This window comes from Micromonospora sp. NPDC006431 (assembly GCF_042870725.1).
In the GTDB taxonomy this organism is placed as follows: Bacteria; Actinomycetota; Actinomycetes; order Mycobacteriales; family Micromonosporaceae; genus Micromonospora.
Genome location: NZ_JBIAHQ010000001.1, coordinates 140394 through 166635, shown reverse-complemented (window position 1 = coordinate 166635; position 26242 = coordinate 140394). Strand labels below are relative to the sequence as shown.

Annotated in this window: 20 protein-coding genes and 1 pseudogene; 10 read left to right on the top strand and 11 right to left on the bottom strand. The window is 72.1% G+C overall.

Annotated features, from left to right (window positions below; genetic code table 11):
• Positions 1-38: 38 nt before the first annotated feature.
• On the bottom strand, positions 39-1172 hold the full coding sequence (gene dnaN, locus ACFYM6_RS00780; protein ID WP_387270964.1) for a DNA polymerase III subunit beta: 1134 nt from the start codon (positions 1170-1172) through the stop codon (positions 39-41).
• Between the two features lie 773 nt (positions 1173-1945).
• Positions 1946-3766: a chromosomal replication initiator protein DnaA gene (gene dnaA, locus ACFYM6_RS00775; protein WP_387270962.1), complete on the bottom strand. Its 1821-nt coding sequence runs from the start codon at positions 3764-3766 to the stop codon at positions 1946-1948.
• Positions 3767-4406: 640 nt separating this feature from the next.
• On the opposite strand from dnaA, the gene rpmH reads away from it, so the two are divergent.
• The 9 genes and pseudogenes from rpmH to ACFYM6_RS00730 all read left to right on the top strand — a co-directional run.
• Positions 4407-4544, top strand: coding sequence for a 50S ribosomal protein L34 (gene rpmH / locus ACFYM6_RS00770; RefSeq protein ID WP_073836962.1), 138 nt, complete (start codon positions 4407-4409; stop codon positions 4542-4544).
• 34 nt (positions 4545-4578) lie between these two features.
• Complete coding sequence (gene rnpA / locus ACFYM6_RS00765) at positions 4579-4992, top strand: ribonuclease P protein component (protein ID WP_357434425.1); 414 nt, start codon at positions 4579-4581, stop codon at positions 4990-4992.
• A 44-nt stretch (positions 4993-5036) separates the two neighbouring features.
• Entirely contained in the window at positions 5037-5276 is a 240-nt protein-coding gene (gene yidD / locus ACFYM6_RS00760) for a membrane protein insertion efficiency factor YidD (RefSeq protein ID WP_222870422.1), read from the top strand.
• Positions 5277-6251, top strand: a complete 975-nt coding sequence (yidC, locus tag ACFYM6_RS00755; protein ID WP_387270960.1) for a membrane protein insertase YidC — start codon at positions 5277-5279, stop codon at positions 6249-6251.
• A 213-nt stretch (positions 6252-6464) separates the two neighbouring features.
• Positions 6465-7046 carry a protein jag gene (locus tag ACFYM6_RS00750; RefSeq protein WP_387270959.1) on the top strand — a complete coding sequence of 194 codons (582 nt, stop codon included), beginning with the start codon at positions 6465-6467 and terminating at the stop codon, positions 7044-7046.
• 388 nt (positions 7047-7434) lie between these two features.
• Positions 7435-8160, top strand: a complete 726-nt coding sequence (gene rsmG / locus ACFYM6_RS00745) for a 16S rRNA (guanine(527)-N(7))-methyltransferase RsmG (RefSeq protein WP_387271821.1) — start codon at positions 7435-7437, stop codon at positions 8158-8160.
• A gap of 225 nt (positions 8161-8385) precedes the next feature.
• Positions 8386-9735 carry an AAA family ATPase gene (locus ACFYM6_RS00740; RefSeq protein ID WP_387270957.1) on the top strand — a complete coding sequence of 450 codons (1350 nt, stop codon included), beginning with the start codon at positions 8386-8388 and terminating at the stop codon, positions 9733-9735.
• 27 nt (positions 9736-9762) lie between these two features.
• Positions 9763-10791, top strand: a complete 1029-nt coding sequence (locus ACFYM6_RS00735) for a ParB/RepB/Spo0J family partition protein (RefSeq protein ID WP_387270956.1) — start codon at positions 9763-9765, stop codon at positions 10789-10791.
• 2666 nt (positions 10792-13457) lie between these two features.
• A pseudogene (locus ACFYM6_RS00730) lies at positions 13458-14043 on the top strand (hypothetical protein); the annotation flags it as partial.
• Positions 14044-14221: 178 nt separating this feature from the next.
• Here the strand turns inward: ACFYM6_RS00730 and ACFYM6_RS00725 are convergent.
• Positions 14222-15220 (bottom strand): D-alanine--D-alanine ligase, encoded by a 999-nt coding sequence (locus ACFYM6_RS00725; RefSeq protein WP_387270954.1) that lies wholly within the window; start codon positions 15218-15220, stop codon positions 14222-14224.
• A 7-nt stretch (positions 15221-15227) separates the two neighbouring features.
• Complete coding sequence (locus tag ACFYM6_RS00720; protein WP_387270952.1) at positions 15228-16541, bottom strand: PLP-dependent aminotransferase family protein; 1314 nt, start codon at positions 16539-16541, stop codon at positions 15228-15230.
• A gap of 407 nt (positions 16542-16948) precedes the next feature.
• Here ACFYM6_RS00720 and ACFYM6_RS00715 point away from each other — a divergent pair, with 407 nt between their 5' ends.
• On the top strand, positions 16949-17614 hold the full coding sequence (locus ACFYM6_RS00715) for a GNAT family N-acetyltransferase (RefSeq protein WP_387270951.1): 666 nt from the start codon (positions 16949-16951) through the stop codon (positions 17612-17614).
• Positions 17615-17649: 35 nt separating this feature from the next.
• Here the strand turns inward: ACFYM6_RS00715 and ACFYM6_RS00710 are convergent, their stop codons facing one another.
• The 7 genes from ACFYM6_RS00710 to murJ all read right to left on the bottom strand — a co-directional run bounded on the left by ACFYM6_RS00710 (position 17650) and on the right by murJ (position 26212).
• A complete protein-coding gene (locus ACFYM6_RS00710; protein ID WP_387270949.1) occupies positions 17650-18810 on the bottom strand; it encodes an N-acetylmuramoyl-L-alanine amidase in 1161 nt (386 codons plus the stop codon).
• A 195-nt stretch (positions 18811-19005) separates the two neighbouring features.
• Positions 19006-19329 (bottom strand): thioredoxin, encoded by a 324-nt coding sequence (gene trxA / locus ACFYM6_RS00705; protein ID WP_073836974.1) that lies wholly within the window; start codon positions 19327-19329, stop codon positions 19006-19008.
• Between the two features lie 38 nt (positions 19330-19367).
• Complete coding sequence (gene trxB, locus ACFYM6_RS00700; RefSeq protein ID WP_387270947.1) at positions 19368-20321, bottom strand: thioredoxin-disulfide reductase; 954 nt, start codon at positions 20319-20321, stop codon at positions 19368-19370.
• 178 nt (positions 20322-20499) lie between these two features.
• Positions 20500-21546, bottom strand: a complete 1047-nt coding sequence (locus ACFYM6_RS00695; RefSeq protein WP_387270945.1) for a hypothetical protein — start codon at positions 21544-21546, stop codon at positions 20500-20502.
• A complete protein-coding gene (gene sigM / locus ACFYM6_RS00690; protein WP_387270943.1) occupies positions 21543-22274 on the bottom strand; it encodes an RNA polymerase sigma factor SigM in 732 nt (243 codons plus the stop codon). Before sigM ends, ACFYM6_RS00695 begins: the two co-directional genes overlap by 4 nt.
• 43 nt (positions 22275-22317) lie before the next feature.
• A complete protein-coding gene (locus tag ACFYM6_RS00685; protein ID WP_387270941.1) occupies positions 22318-23928 on the bottom strand; it encodes a protein kinase family protein in 1611 nt (536 codons plus the stop codon).
• Between the two features lie 529 nt (positions 23929-24457).
• The gene (murJ, locus tag ACFYM6_RS00680; RefSeq protein WP_387270939.1) at positions 24458-26212 is read right to left on the bottom strand and encodes a murein biosynthesis integral membrane protein MurJ; all 1755 of its coding nucleotides are present in this window, start codon (positions 26210-26212) and stop codon (positions 24458-24460) included.
• Positions 26213-26242 lie beyond the last annotated feature (30 nt).

The following is a 26242-nucleotide window of genomic DNA, read 5'->3' as shown; positions in this document are numbered from 1 at the left end:
TGCTCCTACCTCCGTACGTCTGTCTTGCTGGGGCGCGATCAGCGGGACACGCGGATCGGCATGATGAGGTACCGGTACCCCGGGATGACCTCGCCATCCTCACCTGCGGGAGAGATGACCGCAGGCTTGAATGCGTCGACGAACGAGAGCAGGGCGTACTGGGCGCCGAGGTTGGCCAGGCCGTCGATCAGGTACTGCGGGTTGAAGCCGATGGTAAGCGGGTCGCCGGTGAAGGTGGCCTCCATGGCCTCGCTGGCCCGGGCCTCCTCGGTGCCGCCGGCCTCCACGACCAGGCCGTCGGCGCTGAAGCTCAGCAGCACCGGCGTGGTCCGCTCGGCGACCAGCGCGACCCGCTTGACCACCTCGATCAGCGTGCTGACCGGCACCCGGGCCTCGGCGTTGTGGCTGGCCGGGAAGAGCGAGCGGACCGGCGGGTAGTTGGCCCCGTCGAGCAGCCGGCTGGTGGTCCGGCGGGTGCCACCGGAGAAGCCGATCATGCCCTCGCCCGCGGCGCCCTGGGACAGCGCCATGGTCACCTGGCCGCCGAGCGGGCCGAGGGCCTTCGCGGTGTCGTTCAGGGTCCGGGCGGGCACCAGCGCGTTGAGGCTCACCTCGGGGTCGTCCGGGTTCCACTCCATCTCGCGCAGCGCGAGGCGGTAGCGGTCGGTGGCAAGCATCGCCAGGGTGCTGCCGGAGAGCTCGATGCGGACGCCGGTCATCATCGGCAGCGTCTCGTCCCGACCGGCGGCGACCGCCACCTGGGCCACCGCGGCGGCGAAGGCGGCGGCGTCGATCGTGCCGGCGCTCTCCGGCATCTCCGGCAGGGCCGGGTAGTCCTCGACCGGCATGGTCGGCAGGGTGAAGCGGGCGCTGCCGCAGACCAGCTCCAGGTGGGCGCCGACGGCGGCGATGTCCACCGGCTTGACCGGCAGGGCCTTGGTGATCTCGGCGAGCAGGCGGCCGGAGACCAGCGCGGCGCCGTCGGCGTCACCCTGCACCTCGACGGTGACCTGGCTGGAGACCTCGTAGTCGAACCCGGAGACCTGAAGATTGCCGTCGGTGACCCGGAGCATCACTCCGGCCAGCACCGGTACGGAGGGTCGGTTGGGCAGGCTCTTGGCGGTCCACGCGACCGCCTCGGCGAGCGCGTCGCGCTCCACTCGGAACTTCATCAATGCCTCCGCGTCGACGTCAGCGACAACTCTCTCATGCCGACCGCTGCCACCCGTCCCGCCCGACCGGCGGGTACCCCTCGCACCTTAGGTCGCGCGGGCATCGGCTGTGCGCCCGACCCCGTGGATCCAGGTGCCGGGGCGACTGCCGACGGCAGCGTTCCGGCCCGATCCACAGGAAGTCCAACGGTGATGATTGGTTTTTGTTGTTTAGAAGAGATAACTCATCGTCTTCATCGCACCTGTGCAAACTGTGGAGAACCGGCGTCCGCGCAGGTCAGACAGGTTATCCACCAGTGGTTTGGCTGTGGAGAACCAGGGGTAAAACCCGTGTTCTGGTCCACAGCCCGCGCCTGCCCCCAGGTTGTCCACGGTTGTCCACCGGTTGTCCACCGCTAATCCACGGGGTTTCTCCCCAGCGTTGTGGATGGGCCGGCCCGCGTCGATCGACGTCATCCCCAGAACCTTCAACAGGCCGCCCACAGGCCGACCGTCGGCCGTGGACAACCCGGCCGTCGTCCCCAGGCGTCCACAGCGTCGTCCCCAGGGGTTGTCCACAGTCTGTGGGTAACCGCGCCGAGACGTAGCGTGGTTTTCCACTGTCTGTGGAACAGGGGGTGTGGACAACAGAGCCGCGCTGTGGACGAACACGACGCCGATCGTGGGCCCTCGACCGGGTGGAGGGTCAAGTTTCCGACGTCCGCCGGCACGAAAAAGGCCCGGCCGGAAGTCCGGCCGGGCCCTGCGCCACCGTTCTGCGGCGGGCGAAGGAGTCAGGTGGTCTGCTTGATCCGGTTGGTCAGCTCGGCGATCTGGTTGTAGAGCGAGCGCCGCTCCGCCATCTGCTGGCGGATCTTCCGGTCGGCGTGCATGACGGTCGTGTGGTCCCGGCCGCCGAACGCCTGCCCGATCCGGGGCAGCGACAGATCGGTCAGCTCCCGGCACAGGTACATGGCCACCTGGCGGGCGTTGACCAGCACCCGGGACCGGGAGTGACCGCGCAGGTCCTCCAGGCTCACCCCGAAGTAGTCCGCGGTGGAGGCCATGATCTGGTCGGCGTTGATCTCCGGTCCGGCACCGTCCGGCATGAAGTCCCGCAGCACCTCCTCGGCCAGCGACAGCTCGACCGACGAGCGGGTGAGGCTGGCGAACGCGGTGACCCGGATCAGCGCACCCTCCAGCTCGCGGATCGAGTTCGACACCCGGGAGGCGATGAACTCCAGCACGTCCGGTGGGGCGTACATCCGCTCCTGTGCGGCCTTCTTCTGCAGGATCGCGATCCGGGTCTCCAGGTCCGGCGGCTGGATGTCGGCCAGCAGCCCCCACTCGAACCGGGTCCGCATCCGGTCCTCCAGGGTGGCGAGCTGGCGCGGCGAGCGGTCGGAGGTGATCACGATCTGCTTGTTGGCGTTGTGCAGGGTGTTGAACGTGTGGAAGAACTCCTCCTGCGTCCGCTCCCGGTTCTCCAGGAACTGGATGTCGTCGATCAGCAGGATGTCCACGTCCCGGTAGCGGCGCTGGAACGCGCTGGTCTTGTCGTCCCGGAGCGAGTTGATGAAGTCGTTGGTGAACTCCTCGGTCGAGACGTACCGGACCGAGCGGGCGTTGCCGAGGGTGGTGGCGTAGTGCCCGATGGCGTGCAGCAGGTGGGTCTTGCCCAACCCGGAGTGGCCGTAGATGAAGAGCGGGTTGTACGCCTTCGCCGGCGACTCGGCCACCGCCACGCTCGCCGCGTGGGCGAAGCGGTTGGACGAGCCGATGACGAACGTCTCGAACATGTACTTCGGGTTGAGCCGGTTGCCGCCGGTCTCCCCGCCACCGGGCAGCCGCCGGTCGGCCTGGCCGCCGGGGCGGTGGTCCGGGCCACTCCGACCCGGCCCGCTGTCGGTGGCGCCGTCCCGGGGCAGCCCGCGCAGCGGCGTGTCGGTCGGGCCGGTGTGCTCCCGGTAGCGGGGCTCGTACCCGCCGGCGTCGGGAGCCGGGGGCTCGACCCGGGACCGCTCGTCGAAGCCGCGGCGCTCGGGGGCGCGCATCGGCTCGGTGAAGGCTGTGCTGAACAGGGTGTCCTGACCGTCCCGGCTGGCCGGGATCAGGTGCGGCCGGCCGCCGTCGGGCGTGCGCTGCCGTGGCGCCGGCTCCTCGATCGGGGGCTCGGCCGGCTCATCGGCGTACGGCGAAGCCTCGGGCCGGCCCGGGTAGCCGAGCTCGGCGAAGCCGGGCGCCTCGATCGGCGGGCCGGGCTCGAGGCCGGCGAGCAGGTCCAGCGGGGCGTCGCGGTCCGCCGGTTCGGGACCGGTGCGGTAGACGGTGCCGGCCGCGCGGCTGCCCGCCTCCTCGGCGACCCGCACGGTGACGGCCACCTGGATGGGCCGGCCGAGCCGCCGGCTGAGGGCCTCGGTGATCGCCGGGCGCAGCCGCGACTCGATCACGTCCCGGGTGAAGGCGTCCGGTACCGAGAGCAGCGCGGTGTCCTCGACGATCGCCCGCAGTCGGGTGAGCCGGAGGTACGCCCGTTGCTGTGCGGAGATGATCTCGTCGGCGAGCTCCTCGGTCGTCGCCGTCCACACCGCGGCAAGGTCGGTCGCTCCGGTCACCGTCGTGCCACCCCCTCGCCTCTGCTCCCGACCACCGCTGCTGTCCATCGGCAGTCCCGGCCCGCCACCGCGTACGCGCGGGCGTACGCCACGCCCACCCGGACGGCTGACCGGTCGTCATCCACAAGTTATCCACAGCCTGTGTGTACCGACCGATTGTGGCCGCCCACCGGACGCGGGTCGGACCTGCCCCCCTGGTTCCCGGGAGGCGCTGAAGCGGGTTCACCGTGCCGAACGATTCACTACCTTGTCCGGTCTTGCCGATCAGCGACAACCCGGAGCCCGACGCTGACCGCAATCGGGCACGCTAACAGCGGGGACCCCGCGCGTTCAACCGTCGACACCGTGGCAGCCTTGTCAACATCCGCGAAAACCGCCCCTTCGGTCGCGCTCCCAAGGGCGGCCGGGGTGGGAGTGTGTGATGTTTGACGGCTATTGCCCCCCTGCGTAGGCTGGAGCGGCTGCTCTCTCGCCCTCTGCTAGGGTGATGGGTGCTTGCTGTCCGCGGTCGCTTCCCCGTATCGCCGAGGTCCCGCGTCGCCGGGCAGCACCGATCGGAGGTCACCGGGAAGGTGGCCTGGACCACCACACGACCCCGGGCGATCCCCCGCGCGGGGCGTACGACAACGGAGAGCCTGACGTGAGCAAGCGCACCTACCAGCCGAACAACCGCCGGCGCGCGAAGACCCACGGCTTCCGGCTGCGCATGCGCACCCGTGCCGGCCGCGCCATCATCTCGACCCGTCGCGCCAAGGGCCGCGCCCGCCTGGCGGCCTGAGGCCGACCGGTCCGGTCCGGGGACGTGGGCAGAGGTGCTGGCCGCCGCGCAGCGACTGCGGCGCAGTAGCGATTTCGCCGCAGCGGTCCGGGGTGGCCGACGCGTCGGCCGTGGTGCCGTCGTGGTGCACCTGACCCTTCCCGAGCAGACCGGACCCACCGCGACAACCTCGCCGGAGCCGGCGCGGGCCAGCGGTGCGGAGTCCACCGCACCGAGCCGCGCCGGCTTCGTCGTGTCCAAGGCGGTCGGTAACGCGGTGGTCCGCAACAAGGTCCGACGCCGGCTGCGGCACCTGGTCCGCGAGCGCCTGGCGGACCTGCCCGCCGGTGCCACGCTGGTGGTACGCGCACTGCCCCAGGCCGCCGACGTGTCGTACGCCCGGCTGGGGGCCGACCTGGACGCCGCCGTCGCCGCCGCGCGTACCCCCCGGGGTCGGCGGGCCCGATGAGCGGCGGGAACGCCGCGCCGCGGCCGACGACTAGCGGTGCCCGCATGCTGCTGGTGCCCATCATCGCGTACCGTCGGTGGATAAGTCCGGCACTGCCGGCCCGCTGCCGGTTCTACCCGTCGTGCAGTGCCTACGCCGTCGAGGCGGTCTCCCGGCACGGCGCACTGCGGGGAGCCTGGTTGACGGTCCGGCGGCTGTCGCGCTGCCACCCCTTCCACCCTGGTGGACACGACCCGGTGCCGGAGCCGGGCGACCGCCGCCGTGCCGACGTGACTGGAGCCTGAGTGTTTAGCCTCGACTGGGTCTACTACGCCATTTCGTGGATCCTGCTGACCTGGCACTCGGCCTGGGACGCCATCGTTCCGGCCGAGGCGGTGATCGGGACGAACTGGCCCTGGATCCTCGCCATCGTCTTCCTGGTGGTGACGGTCCGGGTGATCCTCTTCCCGGTCTTCGTCAAGCAGATCAAGTCGCAGCGGGCGATGCAGGCGCTCCAGCCCAGGGTCAAGGAGCTCCAGGAGAAGCACAAGGGTGACCGGGAGACGCTCCAGAAGGAGATGATGGAGCTCTACCGGAAGGAAAAGGCCAACCCGCTGATGGGCTGCCTTCCGATGTTCCTCCAGATCCCGGTCTTCCTCGGCCTCTTCCACGTGCTGCGGCGCCTCGACCCCAACAAGCAGGCCAAGACGCTCTACGGCTGGACGGTCGACCAGTTCGAGAGCGCCTCCCACGCCAAGCTCTTCACCGCCCCGATCTCCGGCAAGTTCGGCTCCACCCCGGCCGAGCTCGCCAGCCTAGGGGCGAACGGTCACACGGTGAAGGTGATCGCCGGCGTTCTGGTGCTGATCATGATCGCCACCACGTACCTCACCAGCCGTCAGATGATCCTCAAGACCGGCTGGGCGGAGGACCCGCAGCAGCGGATGGTCCAGCGGCTGATGCTCTACGGCATCCCGGTGTCGCTGCTGGTGTCCGGCGCGATCTTCCCGATCGGTGTGATCATCTACTGGGTCACCAACAACCTCTTCACGCTCGGCCAGCAGCAGTGGGTGCTGCGGAAGTTCCCCCCGCCGCCCACCGCGAAGACCGGCACCGCCGCGCGGACCGGCGCCCAGCCGGCCAAGACCGGTGGCCTGCTCGGCCGCAAGGCCCAGCCGGCGGTGAAGGCCCCGGCGACCGCGCCCAAGGTGGCCGGCCCGAAGCCCGGCGCCAAGCCGGTCAACCCGAAGAAGAACCGCCCCGCCAAGCGGCAGGGCTGAGCCTCCGGGCCGCCACCGGGATCCCGGTGGCGGCCCGTTCCGGCCCCCGAGCTGCCGCCGTACGGTCGGCGCCGGGCCGGAACCGCCGCGCGGAGCGCGGTCACGGGCGAAACTGGCCCGTACAGACGTGCCCGAGGGCATCGGCGAACCCCGCGCCGCCCCGGGAGACCAGCGGACCCGACGGTCCGGCCGAGCGAGTACGGAGATGAGACCGTGACCGACACCAGCATCCCCAGCGCCGAGCAGTCCCTGGACGAGGAGACCGTGCCCACCGAGGAGGCCGAGGAGGCCGGGGCCGAGTCGGCGGCTGCGGAGAAGAAGGCTCCGGCCGACAGCGACCTGTTCCGGCAGAGCGAGATCGCGGCGGACTACGTCGAGGGTCTGCTCGACATCCTCGACTACGACGGCGACATCGACGAGCTGGTCTCCGGCGGCCGTCCGGTCGTCGAGGTGGTCGGCGGCCGCCTGCAGAACCTGATCGGCCAGCGCGGCGCCACCCTGGAGGCCCTTCAGGAGCTGGCCCGGCTGGCGGTGTTCCGGCAGACCGGTTCGCCCAGCCGCCTGCTGCTCGACGTCGGCGGCTACCGGGCCGCCCGGCGCAAGGAACTCGCCGCCGTCGCGAAGAACGCGGTGGAGAAGGTCAAGGAGTACGGCGAGCCGGTGCGCCTGGAGCCGATGTCCGCGTTCGAGCGCAAGTGCGTGCACGACGTGGTGAACGCGATGAGCGGCGTGGAGAGCGAGTCCGAGGGCGTCGAGCCGAACCGTCGCATCGTTGTCCGGCCGGCGGCGGACTGACGGGGTGACCCACGACGAGACGACGGCGGGTGCCGTGGCCGGCCCGGGTGGTACGCCGCCCGGGCCGTCGCCTGTCCGGCCCGACCCGCCGGTCGACCCGATCTTCTCCGACGACGACGCCTCCCCGGCCGGACCGTCGTTCACCGGCACGCCGTCGGCCGCGGACCCCACCTTCTCCGGTGGCGGACCTGCTGACGAGCCTTCGATCCCGGTCGGTTCATCGGATGCCGTGACTCCGGCGGCCTTCTTGACCGAACCGGTGGCGGAAGAGGAAACGGCCCCGGCGGCGCCGGTGGGTGCCGTCGAACCGGTGTTCGCCGAGCCGGCGACGCCTTCCCTTCCAGAGGGCGGTAACGGCGAGGGGTCGCCGTCCCCGGGCACGGCGACGCTGCCCCCCGAGCTGGCGGCGGCCGCCCGTACCCTCTTCGGCGACCGACTCGACCTGGCTGCCGCGTACGCCGAACTGCTCGCGACGGACGGCGTGGTGCGCGGCCTGATCGGCCCCCGCGAGACGCCGCGGCTCTGGGAGCGGCACCTGCTCAACTGCGCGGCGATGGCGGAGCGGATTCCGGAGGGCGCGAGCCTGATCGACGTCGGCTCCGGCGCCGGACTGCCCGGGCTGGTCCTGGCGATCGCCCGCCCCGACCTCACCGTCACGCTTGTCGAGCCACTCGCCCGACGGACCGCCTTCCTGATCGAAGCGGTGCAGCAGCTCGGCCTGACCGCATCGGTCCGGGTCTTCCGGGGCCGGGCGGAGGAGGCGGCGGCCGGGTCCCGGGACGTCGCCGCGCTCAGCGCGGACATCGTGACCGCGCGGGCGGTGGCCGCGCTGGACCGGCTCGCCGCGTGGTGCCTGCCGCTCACGGTGCCCGGCGGCCGGCTGATGGCACTCAAGGGAGCCTCCGCCGCCGAGGAGATCGCCGAGCACGCCGACGCGGTGGCCCGGCTCGGCGGTGGCGAGCCGGAGCTGCACCGGTGCGGTGTGGGCGTGATCGACCCGCCGGCCACGGTGATCGAGGTGGTGCGGGAGCGGGTGGTCGGCCCGGTCCGCAAGAAGGGCCCCAAGCGGTCACGCGGCGGCCGCCGCCGTGGTGGGCACGGCCGGGATCACTGACGCCGGTTTTGCCGTTGCCGCGACACGAGATGGCCGACCGATCCGAACCCGACGTGGACCGGCTGCGCCCGTCGGCCGTAGGCTGGCCGCGCGTCGATAATGTGGAACGGCGGTGCCGGGTGGCACCGAACCCGACGTTCCCGCCGGGCCGTAGGCCGCGCCGCGAGCGCGGGGGCCTGATTGACGGGGTGCGGACCGACCATCCGGAGCGGGCAGGGATGACAGGTGCATGACGACGGCAGGTACGAAGATCCACGGGTGACCGGGCCAGGAGGACGACCCTCTGCCGCCGACCCCGTTTCACGTGAAACCGACTACCCGGGCTGGCCGGCGAGTGGCGAGTCCCACAACCCGTTCACGCGTCCGCCGGACGTCGACCCGGAGGCACGCCGGGACGTACCGGCCGGAGCGGGCACCCCGCCAACCTCGGCGGTGCCGGCGAACGTGCCGCCGACCCGGGATCCACACGAGCCGACCGGGCACCCCGTGAACGCCCCCAGCTCGCGTCCCACCCCGGGACACCGCAACGCGGCCATTCCCGGGCGCTACGAGCCGCAGCCGCCGGTCTCGGCGGTGCCGCAGCAGCTCACTCCGCAGAGCGCACCGGATGTCGCGGCCGACACGCCACCGGCCGCCGCCTACGGTGCCGAAGCCGCCGACAGCACGTACGTTTCAGGTGAAACCCCGACGCGCGAAGAGGATGATCCACCGTTGGCTATGGAGGCTATGCGCGCCGTGCAGATCCTGAATCCCAGTGGCGAGGTGACCATGCCTCGGCCCGAACGGACCCGGGTGATGGGCGTCGCCAACCAGAAGGGCGGCGTGGGGAAGACCACGACCACGGTGAACCTGGCGGTGGCGCTCGCCCTGCACGGCAACCGGGTCCTGGTGGTCGACCTCGACCCGCAGGGCAACGCCTCCACCGGGCTCAACGTCCCGCACCACACCGGCGTCCCCGACGTGTACGACTGCCTCATCGAGGGCGTGCCCCTGGCGGACGTCGCCCAGACGGTCGAGGGCATCCCGAACCTGTGGTGCGTACCGGCCACTATTGACCTGGCTGGCGCCGAGATCGAGCTGGTCTCGGTCGTCGCCCGGGAGTCCCGGCTGGCCCGCGCCATCGCCGCGTACCCGGGGCATTTCGACTACGTGTTCATCGACTGCCCGCCGTCGCTCGGCCTGCTGACCGTCAACGCGCTGGTCGCCGCGCAGGAGGTGCTGATTCCAATCCAGTGCGAGTACTACGCGCTGGAGGGCCTCAACCAGCTGATCAACAACATCAACCTGGTCCGCCAGCACCTCAACCCGCGGCTCGAGGTCTCCACCATCCTGCTTACCATGTACGACCGGCGTACCCGGCTGGCCGACGCGGTGGAGCAGGACGTCCGGAACCACTTCGGGGACAAGGTGCTCCAAGCCGTGATCCCCCGGAACGTCCGGGTCTCCGAGGCCCCCAGCTACGGGCAGTCGGTGATGACCTACGATCCCGGTTCGCGCGGGGCCACGAGCTACTTCGAGGCCGCCCAGGAGATCGCCGAGCGAGGCGTCAAGGAGCCGGTGAGCCGGGATGCGTAGTGCGAAGAAGTCGCTGGGAGGCGTCGCATGAAGAACCGTCCTCGCGGCGGTCTGGGACGAGGGCTGGGCGCCCTTATCCCCACCGGGCCGGTGCCGGGCAGCAGCCTGACGGTCGCCGAGCCCGAAGGTACGGCGGCTGCGCCGGTACCGCCCCCCGCCGTGGCGGGCGCCGCCGCTGCCGTCCTCGGGGCGGCGGCAGCGGTCGAGGAGTCCGAGCCGCAGCTGAGCCCGGTGCCGGGAGCCCGCTTCGCCGAGATTCCGGTCGACGCCATCGTGCCAAACCCCAAGCAGCCCCGGCAGGTCTTCGACGAGGAGGCCCTGGAGGAGCTGAAGACCTCGATCCAGGAGGTGGGCTTCCTCCAGCCGATCGTCGTACGCCAGCTCGACGGCGAGAAGTACGAACTCGTCATGGGCGAGCGGCGCTGGCGGGCGGCCCAGGCGGTGGGCCGGGAGAGCATCCCCGCCATCGTCCGGGACACCAAGGACGATGCGATGCTCAGGGACGCGCTGCTGGAGAACATCCACCGGGCCAACCTGAACCCGCTGGAGGAGGCGGCCGCGTACCAGCAGCTCCTTGAGGAGTTCGGGGCCACCCACGAGGAGCTGGCCCGCCGGATCGGCCGGAGTCGGCCGCAGATCTCGAACACCATCCGGCTGATGAACCTGCCCGCTCAGGTGCAGCGCCGGGTCGCCGCCGGGGTACTCTCGGCCGGCCACGCCCGGGCGCTCCTCAGCCTTGACGACGCCGAGGCCCAGGAGCAGCTCGCCAAGCGGATCGTCGCCGAGGGCATCTCCGTACGCGCCACCGAGGAGATGGTGGCCCTCGCGCTCGCCGACGGGCCGGCGAAGACGTCGACCGCGAAGCGCCGGCCGAAGCCGCACGCGCCGGCGCTGACGGACCTCGCGGACCGGCTCTCCGACCGGTTCGACACCCGGGTGAAGGTCGACATCGGCCGCAACAAGGGCAAGATCACGATCGAGTTCGCCACGGTCGACGACCTGGAGCGGATCGTCGGGATCATCGGGATGGGCCAGGAGGAACAGCCAGACGAGTGAGCACCGGCTCGTCGGTTTCGGCCGCGTCGTCCATGTGACGGCGCGGCCGACTTGTCTGTGGGCTGCGACTGCTCGTCGAGGTCGCCGGAGAGTGGTCGGTTGACGCCGATGGCCCCGACGACCTGACGCGAAGCTCGGACTGGCGGCCCGGCCTCCGTGGTGGGGCGGCTCCTGTGGCGGCTGTTGCTCGGGCGCCCCGCTGCCGCCGCTCGGTTGGCTGCTCCGGAATGCGGACGACCCCGCTCTGCGGCCCGCCTGCCGCCGATTCCGGCGTGGAGGCGTCCCTCTACTGCCCGCTGCCCTGCCGTCGTGCTCACGGGCCTCTGGGAGGCTCGGACGGTGAGGCTAGCGGGTCGTCGGCGGTCCGCGTGATACGGACTCAAGCCGGGTGATCCCCGCGAGTCGCTCGCCGCGATCCCGACCGTGGCCGACGGCGGGGCGCACACCTCCGGGCCGGTGGATCCACAGGCGTCCTCGTCGAGGAGCCGCGGTCGCTCCGGCGCTTCTAGTCCGAAGTGGGGAACGCTGACGCTTGCGGCCGACGCTTCACGTGGAGCGGTGGCGAGGAGAGGCTGCTGGGGGTGACCGGGATTGGCGGCGGTTTCGGCAGGACGGCTGCTCAGCGAGCCGGCATCCTCGGCCGGAGCATCGCCGGGTTTCACGTGAAACGACGTCGGCGGAGCGGATTGGCGCAGGCCGGTAGCGCGGTGCGCGGCGACGTGCCCGTCGGGACGCCGGCGTGGGCGGTCCGACGGGCGTGGTGGTTGCGGGGTTGGCCGTTGGGTTGCGCCGGGGCGCGCCTCGGCTCCGGAGCCGGCGGTCTGTCGGGGCGGCTGCGCCGGTAGGACGTAGGGTGCTTCGGGTCCGTCCCCGGACTCGCTGGTTTCACGTGAAACGAGGCCGCTCGTCCGGGCGATAGCAGAACCTGGTTCCTTGGCGCTCGCCGGCATGTGACCGGTTGCAGGTCGCTCACTGGCCGGACTCCGGTCGTCGCCAGCACAGCACGAGGGCCTGCCTTCTGCCTGCCTCCCGTGACGTGACGCGCGGCGCTCTAATGTGGCTCTGGGCCCACTCGCCGTCAGTGCCCGCCTCGCTTCCGTCGCGGCTCGATCCCCGCCTTGCCGTCCCTGCGCCAAAAGGGGCACGGCCGGAGCGAGGAACAGAGCCACGCCAGCAGGCCGGCCGTTTCACGTGAAACAGGCGAGCCGGCGGGAGGAGTAACCGGCGCGTTTCAGAGCAACGAGCAGCGGTCGCCGGCATCGGGACGAGCGGAGCCCACCAGGGGTCGAATCAGGCCGGACATGGTGGCGGCGGTGCCAAGGACTGCCGTCTACGGCTGCCGCGCGCGTCGCCGCCGGCGGTCGGCGGTCAGTAGTCGGCTGGCTTCCGCGGCCGCCTCGACAGTTGCACCACTGACCCGGACCCGACGTTGCGCGAACCGCTGACCGGGCCGCAGTGCCAACAGAGGCGCATCGCGCGCCCGCGAGCGCAACCGGCACTCCGTCCCTTCGCCGGAGGGGGCGACCCGGTTCCGCTCGCCGGGGAAGTCCCGCCCTCGTGGGGTGTGAACACCATGCCCGCCCGGCGGCCGTCCGGGGCGCCGGACCTGGCCCCGGCGACCACGGCTCGGGCTGGGTGGGTGTGCAGCCGAATCGCCCGTCGGCGACACCGCTGGTCGTCCTCTGGCCGTCCGCACCGTTGGTCGGCCTCCGGCTGTCCGCGCCCGGGGGTCCCCACCGCCGAGGCATGCCGTCACCGGCGCGCCCCGACGGGCGGGACCGGCCGTGGCCGCGGCGGTCGTGGCAGCACCATCACCCCGTACTGCGGCCCCAGGAGTGCGGCGGCCCCGGTGAGTCGGGAGCCGGCTGATGTCCCGATCGGGGGTGGGCCGGCCGGCGGGCGGCGTCGGACGACGAAGGGCTGCTGGCGCACCCCGCTGAGGGCCTCCACGGCGACGCCCCGGTGGCCCACCTCACCGTCGCCAACCGGCCCGGCGGGACGGTACGCGGGCGCCGATCGCGATCCGGCCGGATTGGCCGAGGCTGAGCCGACGCACGCTGCCGAAGCCGACCGCGCTCCACCGGCGTCCGGAGGGAGGGCACCATGGACGTCGCCCGGCGAACCGGTGCCGCCTCAGCCCTGCGGGGCGGGGCAGATGCAACGCAATTCAATGCCCAGGGGCATCCGCGGCGGAGCGCTGCCGGCCGGGTTCGCGGCTAGGGCAGACCCGCCTCCGGGGGCGAGGCGCGGCAGGGCGGGATTGGAGGCAGCCTCGGGAAGGCAAGCCGAGCGTCTGGTCAGCGTCGAACCAGGGCAGCCCAGCCCTGGAACCAAACGAGCGAGGCCGATGCCCATTGGCCCGTCGCTCGTTAGGTAGGAAGGCCCGGCCGTGGGGTGAACATCCGGTGGACAACCAGCCCCGATCCCCGGTGGGTTATCCACAGCCGTTGTCCACAGGGTGCCCTCGTTTCACGTGAAACAGCGCTGCGAAAGCCGTGTTGAGCTGTGGATGACGCGGTGTGGTGGTGATCTCAGCGGCCTGTGGACAACGCGGTGGACAACATCGCGGCGGCCGACGACGGACGCTCGTCAAACCGACGAAACGGGTAGGGACAGGCGTCGCCGACTCGGTTAGGGTCAGCCTCGTGCAGGACACCCCTCCCTCAGTGCCGGACTTCACCCAGTGGCCCTCCTTCCCCTTCGAGGGCGACCTCCGCGTCAAGCAGCTCGACGATCCGGTACCGGTCGAACCGCCCCGCCGGGGCGAGGGAAACCGGGAATGCACCGCCTGCAACGCCCCGGACGAGGCGTACATCTGGGTCGGTGAGCGGTGGCGGGTACGCGCGATGGACCGACCCACCGGACTCCCGATGGTGCTGATCCTGGAGTCCCGCTCCCATCTCGATCTCGGCGACCTGCCGAACCTGCTCGCCGCCGAGCTGGGCGTGATGACCGTCCGCCTGGAGCGGGCCATCCGCTCGCTGGACGGCGTCGCCCGGGTACACGTCAACCGCTGGGGCGACGGCTCGGCGCACCTGCACATGTGGTTCCTGGCGCGGCCGTACGGGCGGCTGCAACTGCGCGGAACGTTCCTCTCCCTGTGGGACTCGATCCTGCCCCCGATCGCCGAGTCGCAGTGGCGGGAAAATCTGGCTCTGGTCGCCGCGTGGCTGGCCGAGTTCGGCGGCCGCCCGCTCGCCGAGCCGCCCCGCATCCAGTGGCAGGCCCCGTCGAGCCTCTCCTCGCCGTCCCCGGAGCGGGTGACGGCCGACGAGGAGGAGGAGAGCGTGTCGGTGATCGAGGCGGCGGAGGAGATCCCGGAGCCGGAGAGCGACCCGGCGGCGAGCAGCGAGCAGGAGCGCGAGCAAGCGGCAGCGGGCAAGGGGCCGGCGGGCAAGGAGCCCGCCGGCTGAGCGACCGGGCGGGCGACCTACGGGCGACGGGCGGCGGCCCGGGTGACCAGTGCGCCGAGTACCCGCCCGAAGTCCAGCCCGGCGGCCTGGATGGCCAGCGGCAGCAGCGAGGTCTCGGTCATCCCCGGGGAGACGTTGACCTCCAGCACGTGCGGCCGGCCGTCCGCGTCGACGATCAGATCGACCCGGGAGAGGTCGCGCAGGCCGAGCGCGCCGTGGGCGGCGAGTGCCACCTCGGCCACCCGCTCGGTCGTCTCCCGGTCCAACCGGGCGGGCGCGTGCCAGGTGGTCCGGCCGGCGGTGTAGCGGGCGGCGTAGTCGTACACGCCGTTGCGCGGCACGATCTCGACCGGAGGCAGCGCCTGCGGTCCCTTGCCCAGGTCGACCACCGAGACCGCCACATCCATCCCGGGCACGTAGCGCTCCACCAGCGCGGTCTGGTCGTACGCGAAGCAACCGACCATGGCGGCCGGCAGCGACGCGGCGTCCCGGACCACCGCGGCGCCCAGTCCGGAGCCACCCTGCGCCGGCTTGATCATCAGCGGCAGGCCGAGCCGGTCGGCGATCCGGTCCAGCACGGCCACCGCGCCCAGCTCGGAGAAGCGGTCGTGCGGCAGGGCCACCCAGTCGGGGGTGGGGATGCCGGCCTCGCGCAGCACGGCCTTGGCCGACGGCTTGTCCCAGGCAAGCCGGGAGGCTCGGGCGTCGCAGCCGACGTAGGGCACGCCGCACAGGTCGAGCACCCCGCGCAGCGAGCCGTCCTCGCCGGTGGCGCCGTGCAGGGCGATCACCACGGCATCCGGCGGGTCGGCGGCCAGGGCGGGCAACAGGGCCACGTCCGCGTCCCGCAGTTCGGCCTCCACCCCGACCGCCCGCAGTGCGTCGAGCACGCGCCGGCCGGATCGCAGGGAGACGTCCCGTTCGTACGAGAGTCCACCGGCGAGCACCAGCACGTGCAGCTCGTCGGTGACGGTGGATTCGGTCACGGAAGTGTGCTCGGCAGGGCTGACGGCCATGCGGGAATCATGCCAAGTCGGGACCGGGCGCGTCCGAGCCGCCCTGCCGACGCCGCGGCCCCGAGCCGCCGACCGCGCCGAAGACCCGGCGCATCGCGATCTCCTGCTCCATCACGCCGGCCAGCCGGCGGACGCCCTCCCGGATCCGCTCCGGCGACGGGAAGGAGAAGTTGAGCCGCATGTTGCCGCTGCCGGCGCCGTCGGCGTAGAAGCCGGTACCCGGCACGTACGCGACCCGGGCCGAGATCGCCCGCGGCATCATCGCCTTCGAGTCGAGCCCGTCGGGCAGGGTCGCCCACACGAACAGGCCGCCGCCCGGGTTGGTCCAGCTGGTGCCGGCCGGCATCAGGTCCTCCAGCGCGGCGAGCATGGCGTCCCGGCGCTCGCGGTAGACCTCCCGGTAGACCTTGAGCTGTTCCCGCCAGGGCATGGTGCCGAGGTACGTCGAGACGGCGGCCTGTGCGTAACCGCTGGGGCAGAGGATCTGCGCCTCGCTGGCGATGACCAGTTTGTCGCGGACCGCGTGCGGCGCGAGGATCCAACCCACCCGCAGGCCGGGGGCGAAGGTCTTGGAGAAGGTGCTCAGGTAGAAGACCCCGTCCCGCCGGCGGGCGCGCAGCGGCGCGGGCGCGTCCCCCTCGAAACCGAGTTGGCCGTACGGGTCGTCCTCGACCACCAGCAGGCCGGCCCGCTCGCAGATGTCGAGCACCCGCTCGCGCCGCTCCTCGCTCAGCGTCACGCCGGTCGGGTTCTGGTAGGTCGGGATGGTGTAGAGGAACTTCACCCGCCGGCCGGCGCGGGCCAGGTCGGCGATGGCGTTCTCCAGCGCCTCCGGGATCAGCCCCTGCTCGTCCATCGGCACGTGGGCCACCTGGGCCTGGGCAGCCTGGAACACCCCGAGCGCGCCGACGTACGTCGGGCCCTCGGCGAGCACCACGTCGCCCGGGTCGAGGAAGAGCCGGGCCACCAGGTCGAGCGCCTGCTGACCGCCGACGGTGACCACCACGTCCTCGGGCGAGGCACCGCACGAGGCGTCGATCCCGGAGAGGGACATCACCTCGCAGATGCGCTCGCGCAGCTCCAGGGTGCCCTGACCGATGCCGTACTGCAGGGTGGTGACGCCGTGCTCGGAGCCGAGCCGGCCGAGCATCTCGCCGACCGCGTCCAGCGGCAGCGCCGCGATGTACGGGGCCCCACCGGCGAGTGAGACCACCTCCGGCCGGCTGGCCACCGCGAAGAGTGCCCGGATCTCGGAGGCCGTCATCCCCCGGACCCGACGGGCGTACCGGTCGGTGTAGTCGTCGAGCGTCGTGCCGGTCATGACATCACCTCGATCGGGTGTCGGCGGGGCTGCCGCCCGGATGTGGTACCCGCGATACCGGCAACCATGGCGGCCCGGGACACCGGTTGGTCGATCGTAGTCCGTGACCCCCACCACCTGCGCCGCCATGTGAAGAAAGTCCACATCCCGGACGGGCCCTCCCCGTCCCGGGTGGGCCTACGCGCGTCCTCTCCCGTACCGCCGGACAACGGCGTACGATCGCTCGTCGGGGGCAGGGACGCGGCGGAGTGGTCAGCTCCGGCAACTCCAGCTCGGCTGGTGGCCATAGTTCGGCCTCCGCGCCGCTGGACGGCGGTCCGGACCGAATGACGGCCGGTCTGACGCTGCGCCGCGACCTGGAGCCGTCGCTGGTTCCCGCTCCGAGCCTACTGGTGGGGATGGCGCTCATGTCGCGACGTCTGGTCAGTCTGACCCTCGACACCCTCGAGGACCTGCCCCGTCCGTGCCGGCAGTGCGTCTACTGGGAGCTGGACCCCGTCTCCGCCGACCGGGCGTGCGCCGCCGGCGACCCCGGGCTGGAGAAGGAGGCCTGGATCTCCCAGACGCTGCTGGAATGGGGCTCCTGCGGCAAACTCGCGTACGTCGACGGCATGCCGGCCGGTTTCGTCATGTACGCCCCGCCGGCCTACGTTCCACGCTCGATGGCCTTCCCCACCTCGCCGGTCTCGGCGGACGCCGCGCTGCTGATGACCGCCAACGTGGTGCCCGCCTTCGCCGGCGGCGGCCTGGGCCGGATGCTGGTCCAGGGCGTGGCCCGGGACCTCACCAAGCGCGGCATCAAGGCGATCGAGGCGTTCGGCGACGCGAAGTTCGGGGACGACGGGGACGACCCCACCCGGGCCTGCCTCGCACCGGCCGACTTCTTCCTCTCGGTGGGGTTCAAGACCGTCCGCCCGCACCCCCGTTACCCCCGCCTGCGGCTGGAGTTGCGCACCGCGCTCAGCTGGAAGTCCGACGTCGAGTACGCGCTGGAGAAGCTGCTCGGCTCGATGAGCCCGGAGACGTTGCTCCGGCCGGTGCGTCCCGCCCCGGCCACCCGGTCGATGCACTGACCCGGCCCAGCCCGCACTGTGGCGGCTCCGCGCCGTCAGTCCAGCACCGTGCCGGCGGCGACGATCGCCCGCAGCTCACTCACGTCGATGGAGCCGGTGGGCACGTCCCGCTCGATCGGGAAGTACATCCGCTGCACGGCGGCGACGATGGCCTCGACGACCTTGTCCCGGAACCGCGGGTCGACCAGCCGGCCCCGATCCTCCGGTGAGGTCAGGTAGCCCACCTCGACCCGGACCGCCGGCATCCTCGTCAGCCGCAGCAGGTCCCACGCCTTGGCGTGGGTACGGCAGTTCTGCAGCCCGGTCCGGGCCACGATCTCCCGCTGCACCAGCCCGGCCAGCCGCTCCCCGGTCGCCGAGGTGACGCCGTTGTCGGTGCCGTAGTGGTAGGTGGCCACCCCGTTGGCCGCCGGGTTGGCGTGCCCGTCGGTGTGCAGCGAGATGAAGACGTCCGCGCCGAGCGAGTTGGCGAGCTGGGCACGATCGGCGTCCGGCAGGCAGGTCTCCGGCGAGGGGCCGCGGGTGAGCTGCACCCGTACGCCGGCAGCGGCGAGCCGCCCCTCCAGCCGGCTGGCCAGGTCGTGCACGATGTCCGCCTCGGTCCAGCGGAGCGGGCCGTCCGGCACCACCACCCCCGGGTCGGTGCCGCCGTGTCCCGGGTCGATCACCACGGTCCGGCCGATCAGCGTCGGCCCGGCCTGCCGGATGGCGTCGGACTCGCGCAGCCACTGCGGCCGCCCGCCCACCACCTTCCGGCCGAGGCGGCGCAGCGCGTTCATGGTGTGCGGGCCGCACGCGCCGTCCGGCTTCAGCCCCATCTCCCGCTGGAACTGGGCGACCGCCCGGGAGGTGCGGATGCCGTAGATGGCGTCGGCCCGGCCCACGTCGTACCCCATCTCCAGGAGGCGTTCCTGGAGCGACCGGACGTCCTCGCCGATCAGCGGCTCGGGTACCGCGTGGTACAGGGTCCGGGCGCCGAACCGCCAGCGGGCCGCGTCCAGCGCCCGCCAGGTCTCCGCCCCGACCCGGCCGTCCACGCTCAGCCCGCGGGACTGCTGGAACGCTCGGACGGCGCGCTCGGTCTCGGCGTCGAAGTCGTCGCCCTTCCCATCGGCCGGAAGCAGGTCGAGGCCGGTGAGGACGGTACGGATCTCGGTCACCGCGGGTCCCCGGTCACCGGGTCGGATGGGACGCACGACGACCCCCTCTGCACGGACACTGGCTGGCCGGAGACTCCGACGGAGGTGGCCCCCATGGCTGGGGACGCTTACGGAGCGTACCGTGACCGGTCACTATCGGCTTCCCGTTCGGGCAGGTCGGGATACCCGGGCGGGGAAGCGGGAACCCCCGCCGCCGGGTGGCGACGGGGGTTCCCGTGGTCGTCGATCGGCTCAGAGCGCCGACTCGATGAGCTTGACCAGCTCGCCCTTGGGCTTGGCGCCGGCGATGGACTGCACCGGCTCGCCGTTCTTGAAGATGGTGAGGGTCGGCACGGACATCACCCGGTACGTCCGCGCGGTCTCGGGGTTCTCGTCGATGTTGAGCTTGACGATGGTGACCTGGTCACCCATCTCGCCCGCGATCTCCTCGAGCAGCGGCGAGACCTTGCGGCACGGCCCGCACCACTCCGCCCAGAAGTCGACCAGGACCGGCTTGTCGGACTTCAGCACATCGCTCGCGAAGCTCGCGTCGGTGACCGCCTTGGTTGCTCCCACTATGAACCCCTCCTCCGGGACTTTACTGAAGATGTTTCTCAGCCTTGCAGGGTGGCGATGAAGCGCTCGGCGTCCAGGGCGGCGGCGCAACCCGTACCGGCCGCCGTGATCGCCTGGCGGTAGGTGTGGTCGACCACGTCACCGGCGGCGAAGACGCCCGGCACCTTCGTCCGCGTGCTCGGCGCCTGCACCTTCACGTACCCCTCGTCGTCGAGTTCGATCTGCCCGCGGAAGAGCTCACTGCGCGGGTCGTGGCCGATCGCCACGAAGACCCCGGTGACGTCGAGCACCTTGGCCTCGCCGGTGTGCACGTTCCGCACCCGGACGCCGCTGACCTTGCCGTCGTCGCCGAGGATCTCCTCGACCACGGTGTTCCACTCGACCTTGATCTTGTCGTTGGCGAGCGCGCGGTCGGCCATGATCTTGCTGGCGCGGAACGAGTCCCGGCGGTGGATGATCGTCACCGACTCGGCGAACCGGGTGAGGAAGCTGGCCTCCTCCATCGCCGAGTCGCCGCCGCCGACCACCACGATGTGCTGGTTGCGGAAGAAGAAGCCGTCGCAGGTGGCGCAGGACGACACGCCGTGGCCGAGGTACTCCTGCTCACCCGGCACGCCCAAGGGGCGCCAGGCGGAGCCGGTGGAGAGGATGACGGCCTTCGCCCGGTAGGCCGTCTCGCCCACCCAGACGGTGCTCACCGCGTCCGAGCCGGTCTCGCCGGTGTCCTTGAGCTCGACCCGGGTCACGTCGTCGGTCAGGAACTCGGCACCGAACCGCTCGGCCTGCTTGCGCATGTTGTCCATCAGCTCGGGGCCGAGGATGCCGTCCGCGAAACCGGGGAAGTTCTCCACCTCGGTGGTCGTCATCAGGGCGCCACCGGACTGCACGCCCTCGATGACGAGCGGCTTGAGGTTGGCGCGCGCGGCATAGACCGCCGCCGTGTAACCGGCCGGCCCGGAGCCGATGATGATCAGGTTGCGGACCTCGTCCACTGCCGTCTCCCGATGTGTGTGTTCGTCACCGGCGCGCACCGATGTCGATCCCGAGTGCCGACGGCTCAGCGGCGTCGGCGCCTGTCTTGCAGAACGTCATCGTACGAAGTGGGGATTCCCGAGCCGGTCATCCGGTGGGTCACGTCACGTGGCGGGACACGCCCGGGTGACCGTGGCCTCACCCTACCCGGGTGCGGAAGCGGGTGTCCGCGCCGGACCCGGGCACCCCGCACTCGGCTCCGCTCACCCACGCCCAGCGCTCGCCACTCCCGTCGACGAAGGTGACGACGAGTGCCGGCCGGCCCTGGAACGACGCGTAGTCGACCAGGTCGAGGGTGATCAACCCGACTCGGTGCTCGGCGCTGATCGCCCCGAGGCATGACTCCAGCGCCTCCGGGCGGGTGAGCCGCTCCAGCCCGGCCGCGTCCGACTGGCGCCGGTCGTCGGGCGCCAACCCCGGCCCGTGAACCGCCGAGGGCGAGGCGAGCGTCATGATGCTGCCGGGCAACTGCTCCGGGCTGTAGTCGGTGCCGCTGTGCTGGGGCGGTGCGGCGGTCCGGAAGGGCGCGCCGGCCGCCGTGGCCAGCTCCGGCTGCGCCCGGCCGGCGGCCGGGCCGGCGTTGTCCGCCATCGACGTCACGCCGCGGTTGGCGCCGACCAGATGGCTGATCCCGAACCCGACCGCGGTGACCGAAGCGGCCGCCAGGGCGACCGGCCCGGCGATCCGGGCCCAGCGCCGGGAGCGCCGGCCCGGTCCCGTGTTGCGGGCCGGGCGTTCGGCCGGCCGCGTCGCCCCGTCCGCCCGCCGGGGCTGGGTCGGCACGACGGCCGGCGGCGACGTCCGAGCGGCGCGGACCTCGGTCGGACGGGAGGAGTCCAGATCCGAACCGACGATCTCGTGGCCGCCCGGCGCGGGCATGCCGGGCGGTTCCTCGGCGTCGGACCCGGTGGCGTCGGCCGGGGCCGGCCCGGCGCCGGCGAGCGCCGCCGTGATCCGCTCCGCCACGGCCAGCGGCAGCTCCGGCGCGGGGGCGGCGGCCCAGTCGGCCAGGTCGGCGTGGACCAGGTCGACCGCCCGCGCCAGCGAGGCGTACGCGTCGCCCCAGGCCGGGTCCGACTCAATCAGCCGGGCCACCGTGGCCTGCTCCGGGGTGCCGTCCAGCGCGCCGCCGACGTAGTCGGCGAGCAGGTCGGGGTCGACCCCGCTGAACTCCCGGGAAGTCACGTCTCCTCCTGGCTGGCGTCCCGCCGGGACCACCCCGACGTCGATCCGACGCCCTCGGACGGTCGGGGGTTCCCCCCGGTGACGCGCGGCACGTCCCTCTTCTCGTCGGAACCGGTACGCAGGTGCCCGAGGAGCACGGCCAGCCGGGCCCGCCCGCGGGCGCAGCGGCTCTTCACCGTCCCCTCGGCGACACCGAGGATCCGGGCCACCTCGGCCACCGGATAGCCCTGCACGTCCACCAGGACCAGCGCGGCCCGCTGCTCGACCGGCAGTTCGGCCAGGGCCTGGCGAACCACCAGGGCGGTGTCGTGGTCGTGGGCCGGGGCGGCCGGCTCCACCCCGCCGGTGTGCCGGCCGGGCTCCCCGTCGGGGTGCACGCCGTCGGGCAGCGGGACGGTGGCGTGCGTCTGGCGTCGCCGCATCCGGTCCAGGCAGGCGTTCACCACGATCCGGTGCAGCCAGGTGGTCACCGCCGAGTCGCCACGGAACCGGGCCGCCGCGCGGTGCGCCGACAGCAGGGCGTCCTGGAGCGCGTCGGCGGCCTCCTCGCGGTCGCCGAGGGTACGCAGGGCCACCGCCCAGAGCCGGTCCCGGTGCCGGTGGAACAGTTCGGTGAAGGCGTCCCGGTCCCCGGCGACGTGCGCGCGTAGCAGATCGAGGTCGGGCGCCCCGGCCAGCGGTCCGTCCCCCGTCGGCGGCTCGGGCGTCCGCCCCCCGCGACCAGCCATTACCACGTCCGCGGGAGGCGGCGCGGAAGCCGCGGCCGACGGTTCACGACCCCTGGACCGTGATCTCCTGGACCTCCAGCTTCCAGCCGTCCCCGCTGTCCTTCTCCGGCAGCTCGGTGATCCAGAAGAGCAGGTAGCGGTACTTCTGCTCCGGGTCGAACGCGTAGAACGTCATCTTGTTGCCGTTGTGCTTCTCGAGCGGCTGGCCGATCTGGGTCTTGTAGCTGGCGACGAGATCCTTGTCGCCGGACGAGCTGGACGGGAAGTCTTCGGTCCCCGCGAGCAGTTGGGCCGAGGCGCCGGGGGACAGCACGGCCTGCAGCGACTTGACGGTGTGCGGGGCGCCCAGGTCGATCCAGATCCCCATGCCCTTCTTCAGCCCGCCGAACTTGCCGTTGTTCCGGTAGCTGGCGGTGGCCCAGCCCTCGTTCTCGTCGCCGTCGATCACCTTTTCGGCGTTGCGTACCTCTTTGCGGTCCCGACTCTCCGGGTCGATGATCCGGACGTCCTGGATGGTGAGCTTGCGGACCTGGGCGGCCGGCGTGCTCCCGGCTCCGGCGGGCGCGCTGCTGGACGGACGGGCCACCGGCTCCTTCGGCTGCTTTTTGTCGTCGCCGCCGAGCATGCTGATCCCGATGAGGAGCCCGACCAGGGCCACCGCCAGCAACCCGGCGACACCCACGGCCACCTTGCGGCCACCGGCGACGGCCAGCGGCGACGGCTCCTCGCCCGGTTCGGCGGTGAAGCGCAGCGGGCCGGTCGGCTCCAGGAAGTGGTCGTCGGCGGGGACGTCCAGCCGGCTCAGCTCGGCGGCCAGCACGTCCGACGACGGCGGGGCGATCTCCGGGTCGAGCAGGTCCATGGTGAGGTCGTCGAGGTACGCCGGCACGCCGGCGCGTACCTGCCGGGGCGCGGCGATGGCGCCGCTGGCGTCGCGGACCGCGTCCGGGATCGCGGCGCGGCCGTGCCCGGCGGTGGCGCCGTGCAGCGGGGCCTCGCCGTGCGGCCAGTGCCCGGTCAGAGCGAAGTAGAGCACCCCGCCGACCGCCCGGAGGTCGTTCTCCCGGCTGTCCGCGCCGTCGGTCCGCGCGTCCGCCAGCACCACCCGGCCGTCGTCGCTGATCATGACCGTGCCGGGATGCAGGTTGCCGTGCACCATGCCGGTGGCGTGCACCGCGGCGAGGGCGCTGGCCACGGCGTTGCCGATGGCGGTCGCCCGGGCCGGGTCCAGCGGACCGTCGGCGGCGACCATCTCGCGCAGGGACTGGCCGTCCACCCACTCGCGCACGACGTACGCCCGGTCGGCCTCGTCGATGGCGTCGTAGACGCCGACCAGATTGGGGTGGATCACCCGGCTGGCCGCGACGGCGGCCTGGAGCATCTCGGTGGCGGAGTCGCCACCCGGGTAGCGGAGGACCACCGCGACGGGACGGCGCAGCACGACGTCGACCCCGCGCCACACCAGCCGACCCGCACTGTCGTTGTTGATGTGCTCGACCAGCTCATACCGCTCGGCAAGCAGCTCACCGACCGTGGGAGCACCGAAGGTCATGACCGGAGGGGCAGTCTCCTCCGCCTCCTGACCCTCGCCGACCTGGGTCACCCGTCCTCCCTCGGTGATCGTGTCGATCGATGGACCCGTGCTGCTGGGCATGTGGCTTCCTGCTCTGCCATCGAAGGAACCGGCACACCGGCGTCGACGTCCCCGTCGGCACCTGCCGTACCCGTCGAGACCGACCTTACCCGGGATGCCCGGTTCCTCGACATGTCATCTTCCCGCCGTAGCCGGTGGGACGCCAGTGACCGGGGCGGTCGACCGGGTCACGGTCGCGTCCCATTTCGGCCTTGGCACACGCACCAGCCAATCTAGAGGTTGGCGACAACTGGTCGGCGCAGGGGCTTCGACGACTCCGGCTCGGCTGGCGGCCACAACTCGGCCGCCGCGTTGCTCCGGACCGAATGAAGGTCGGTCTGGCGCCGCGCCGCGACCTGGCACCGTCGCCCGGTGGGGCGGATCCCGCGACGCCTCGACGGATTCCCCCGGTCAGGAGGGTCACCCTCATCCTTACGGTTGGTTGTCCACAGGCCGAGTGGCCCACTGGGCCGGGAAACTTCGAGTTATCCACAGCCGTATCCCCAGGCTGGTGATCCTCGTTCACTGTCCGTCGCCGAGGTTGGTCGGGTCAGCGGCCGAGGCGGCGGCGGACCATCCCGACCACCTCGGTGATCTCACCGATCCGCAGCGCCATGGCCAGCCCGAGGTACGTCCCGCCGATCACGGCGCCGCCGACCAGCAGCTGGACGATGGCAGCCAGCCGGCTCAGGTGCGCCGGGTCGCCCGGAAGCAGCCGGACCACCAGCAGGCCGACCAGGGCCGCGCCCAGCGCGGCGACGAGCACCCGGCCCATGGTCCGCATGATCTCGCCGAGCCCGATCCGGCCCACCCTCGGACGCAGCAGGATCGCCGAGATCACCGCCGCCGCCACATACGAGATGGCGTTGCCGAGCATCATGCCGGCCGCCGCGAAGGCGGTCGAGAAGCCGAGGAAGAGGCCGATCTGGAGGAGTACCCGCAGCGCCACCACCGGGATGTTGACCAGGGCCGGGGTCTTGGTGTCCGGCAGCGCGTAGAAGGCGAAGGTGAAGAGCTGGCTGATCGCGAACGGCACCAGGCCGGCCGCCGCCACCAGCAGCACGGTCGAGGTGGCCACCGCGTTCTCGCTGGTGAAGGCGCCGTACCGGAAGGTCAGGACCGAGAGCGGGCCGGCCAGCACCGCGTAGCAGACCGCGACCGGGGCGAGGACGGCGGTGACCATCCGGGTGCCCCGGGACAGGTCGGCGGTGACGTCGCGGAACCGGCCTTCGCCGGCGGCGGCGCTCATCCGCGGCATCAGCGCGGTGATGATCGAGACGGCGATGATGCCGTGCGCCATCATCAGCAGCAGGAAGACGTTGTTGTAGATCAGCAGGCCGGCCTTGGTCTCGCCCTTGTTGCCCTCACCGGCGGCCCGGGTGAGCAGGTTGACCACCACGAAGAGGCCGAGCTGGTTGACCGCGACGTAGCAGAACATCCACGCCCCGAGCCGGGCCAGCTCGCGCAGGCCCAGCTCGCGGAAGTCGAACCGCCATTTCCACCGGAAGCCGACCCGGCGCAGCGCCGGCAGCAGGCCGGCGGCCTGCACCGCGACGCCGAGCAGGGTGCCGCCGCCGACCAGCAGGATCCGGCCTGGTGTCATCTGCCCCGGCTGCAGCGGCTTGGCGCCGTAGACGCCGATGTACAGGCCGAAGACGCCGATCACCACGAGGTTGTTCAGGATCGGCGCCCACATGGGTGCGGCGAAGTGCCCCCGGGTGTTCAGCACCGCGGCGATCAGCGCGCTCACCCCGGTGAAGAAGAGCATCGGCAGCATCAGGTAGGACAGGCGGTTGACCAGGCCGGTGTAGTCACCGCCCTTGCCGCTGGCGTAGATCGCGGTGATCACCGGAGCGAGGGCCACCGCGATCAGCGCGGCGGCGGCCAGCGTGAGCACCGCCAGGGTGAGCAGCCGCTGCGCGTACGCCTCGCCCCGGTCTGAGTCGATCTTGCGGCGCCGGACCAGCACCGGGATCAGCACGCTGGTGAGCACGCCGCCGAGCAGGAACTCGTACACCTGGTTCGGCAGGAACAGTGCGGTGGTGTACACATTGCCGACCGCGTTGCCGAGGGCGGCGCCGATCATCAGGTTGCGGAGGAAGCCCGTACCCCGGCTCACCAGGCTGCCGACCGCCATCACCGCGCTGTTCGCCGCCGCGCTGGTCTCCGCGACCACCTCCTGCGGCGGCGCGACGGCCTCGGCCCCCGGCTGGTTCAGCGGCTCGGCGGAGATGAAGGTGGCCCCGTCGTCCGGCGGCTGGCCGCCACCGTGCGCGTTCGCGCTGCGGTACAGCCCGCCGCTCATCTCCAGCCTCCAAGGGGTACTACGTCGGAG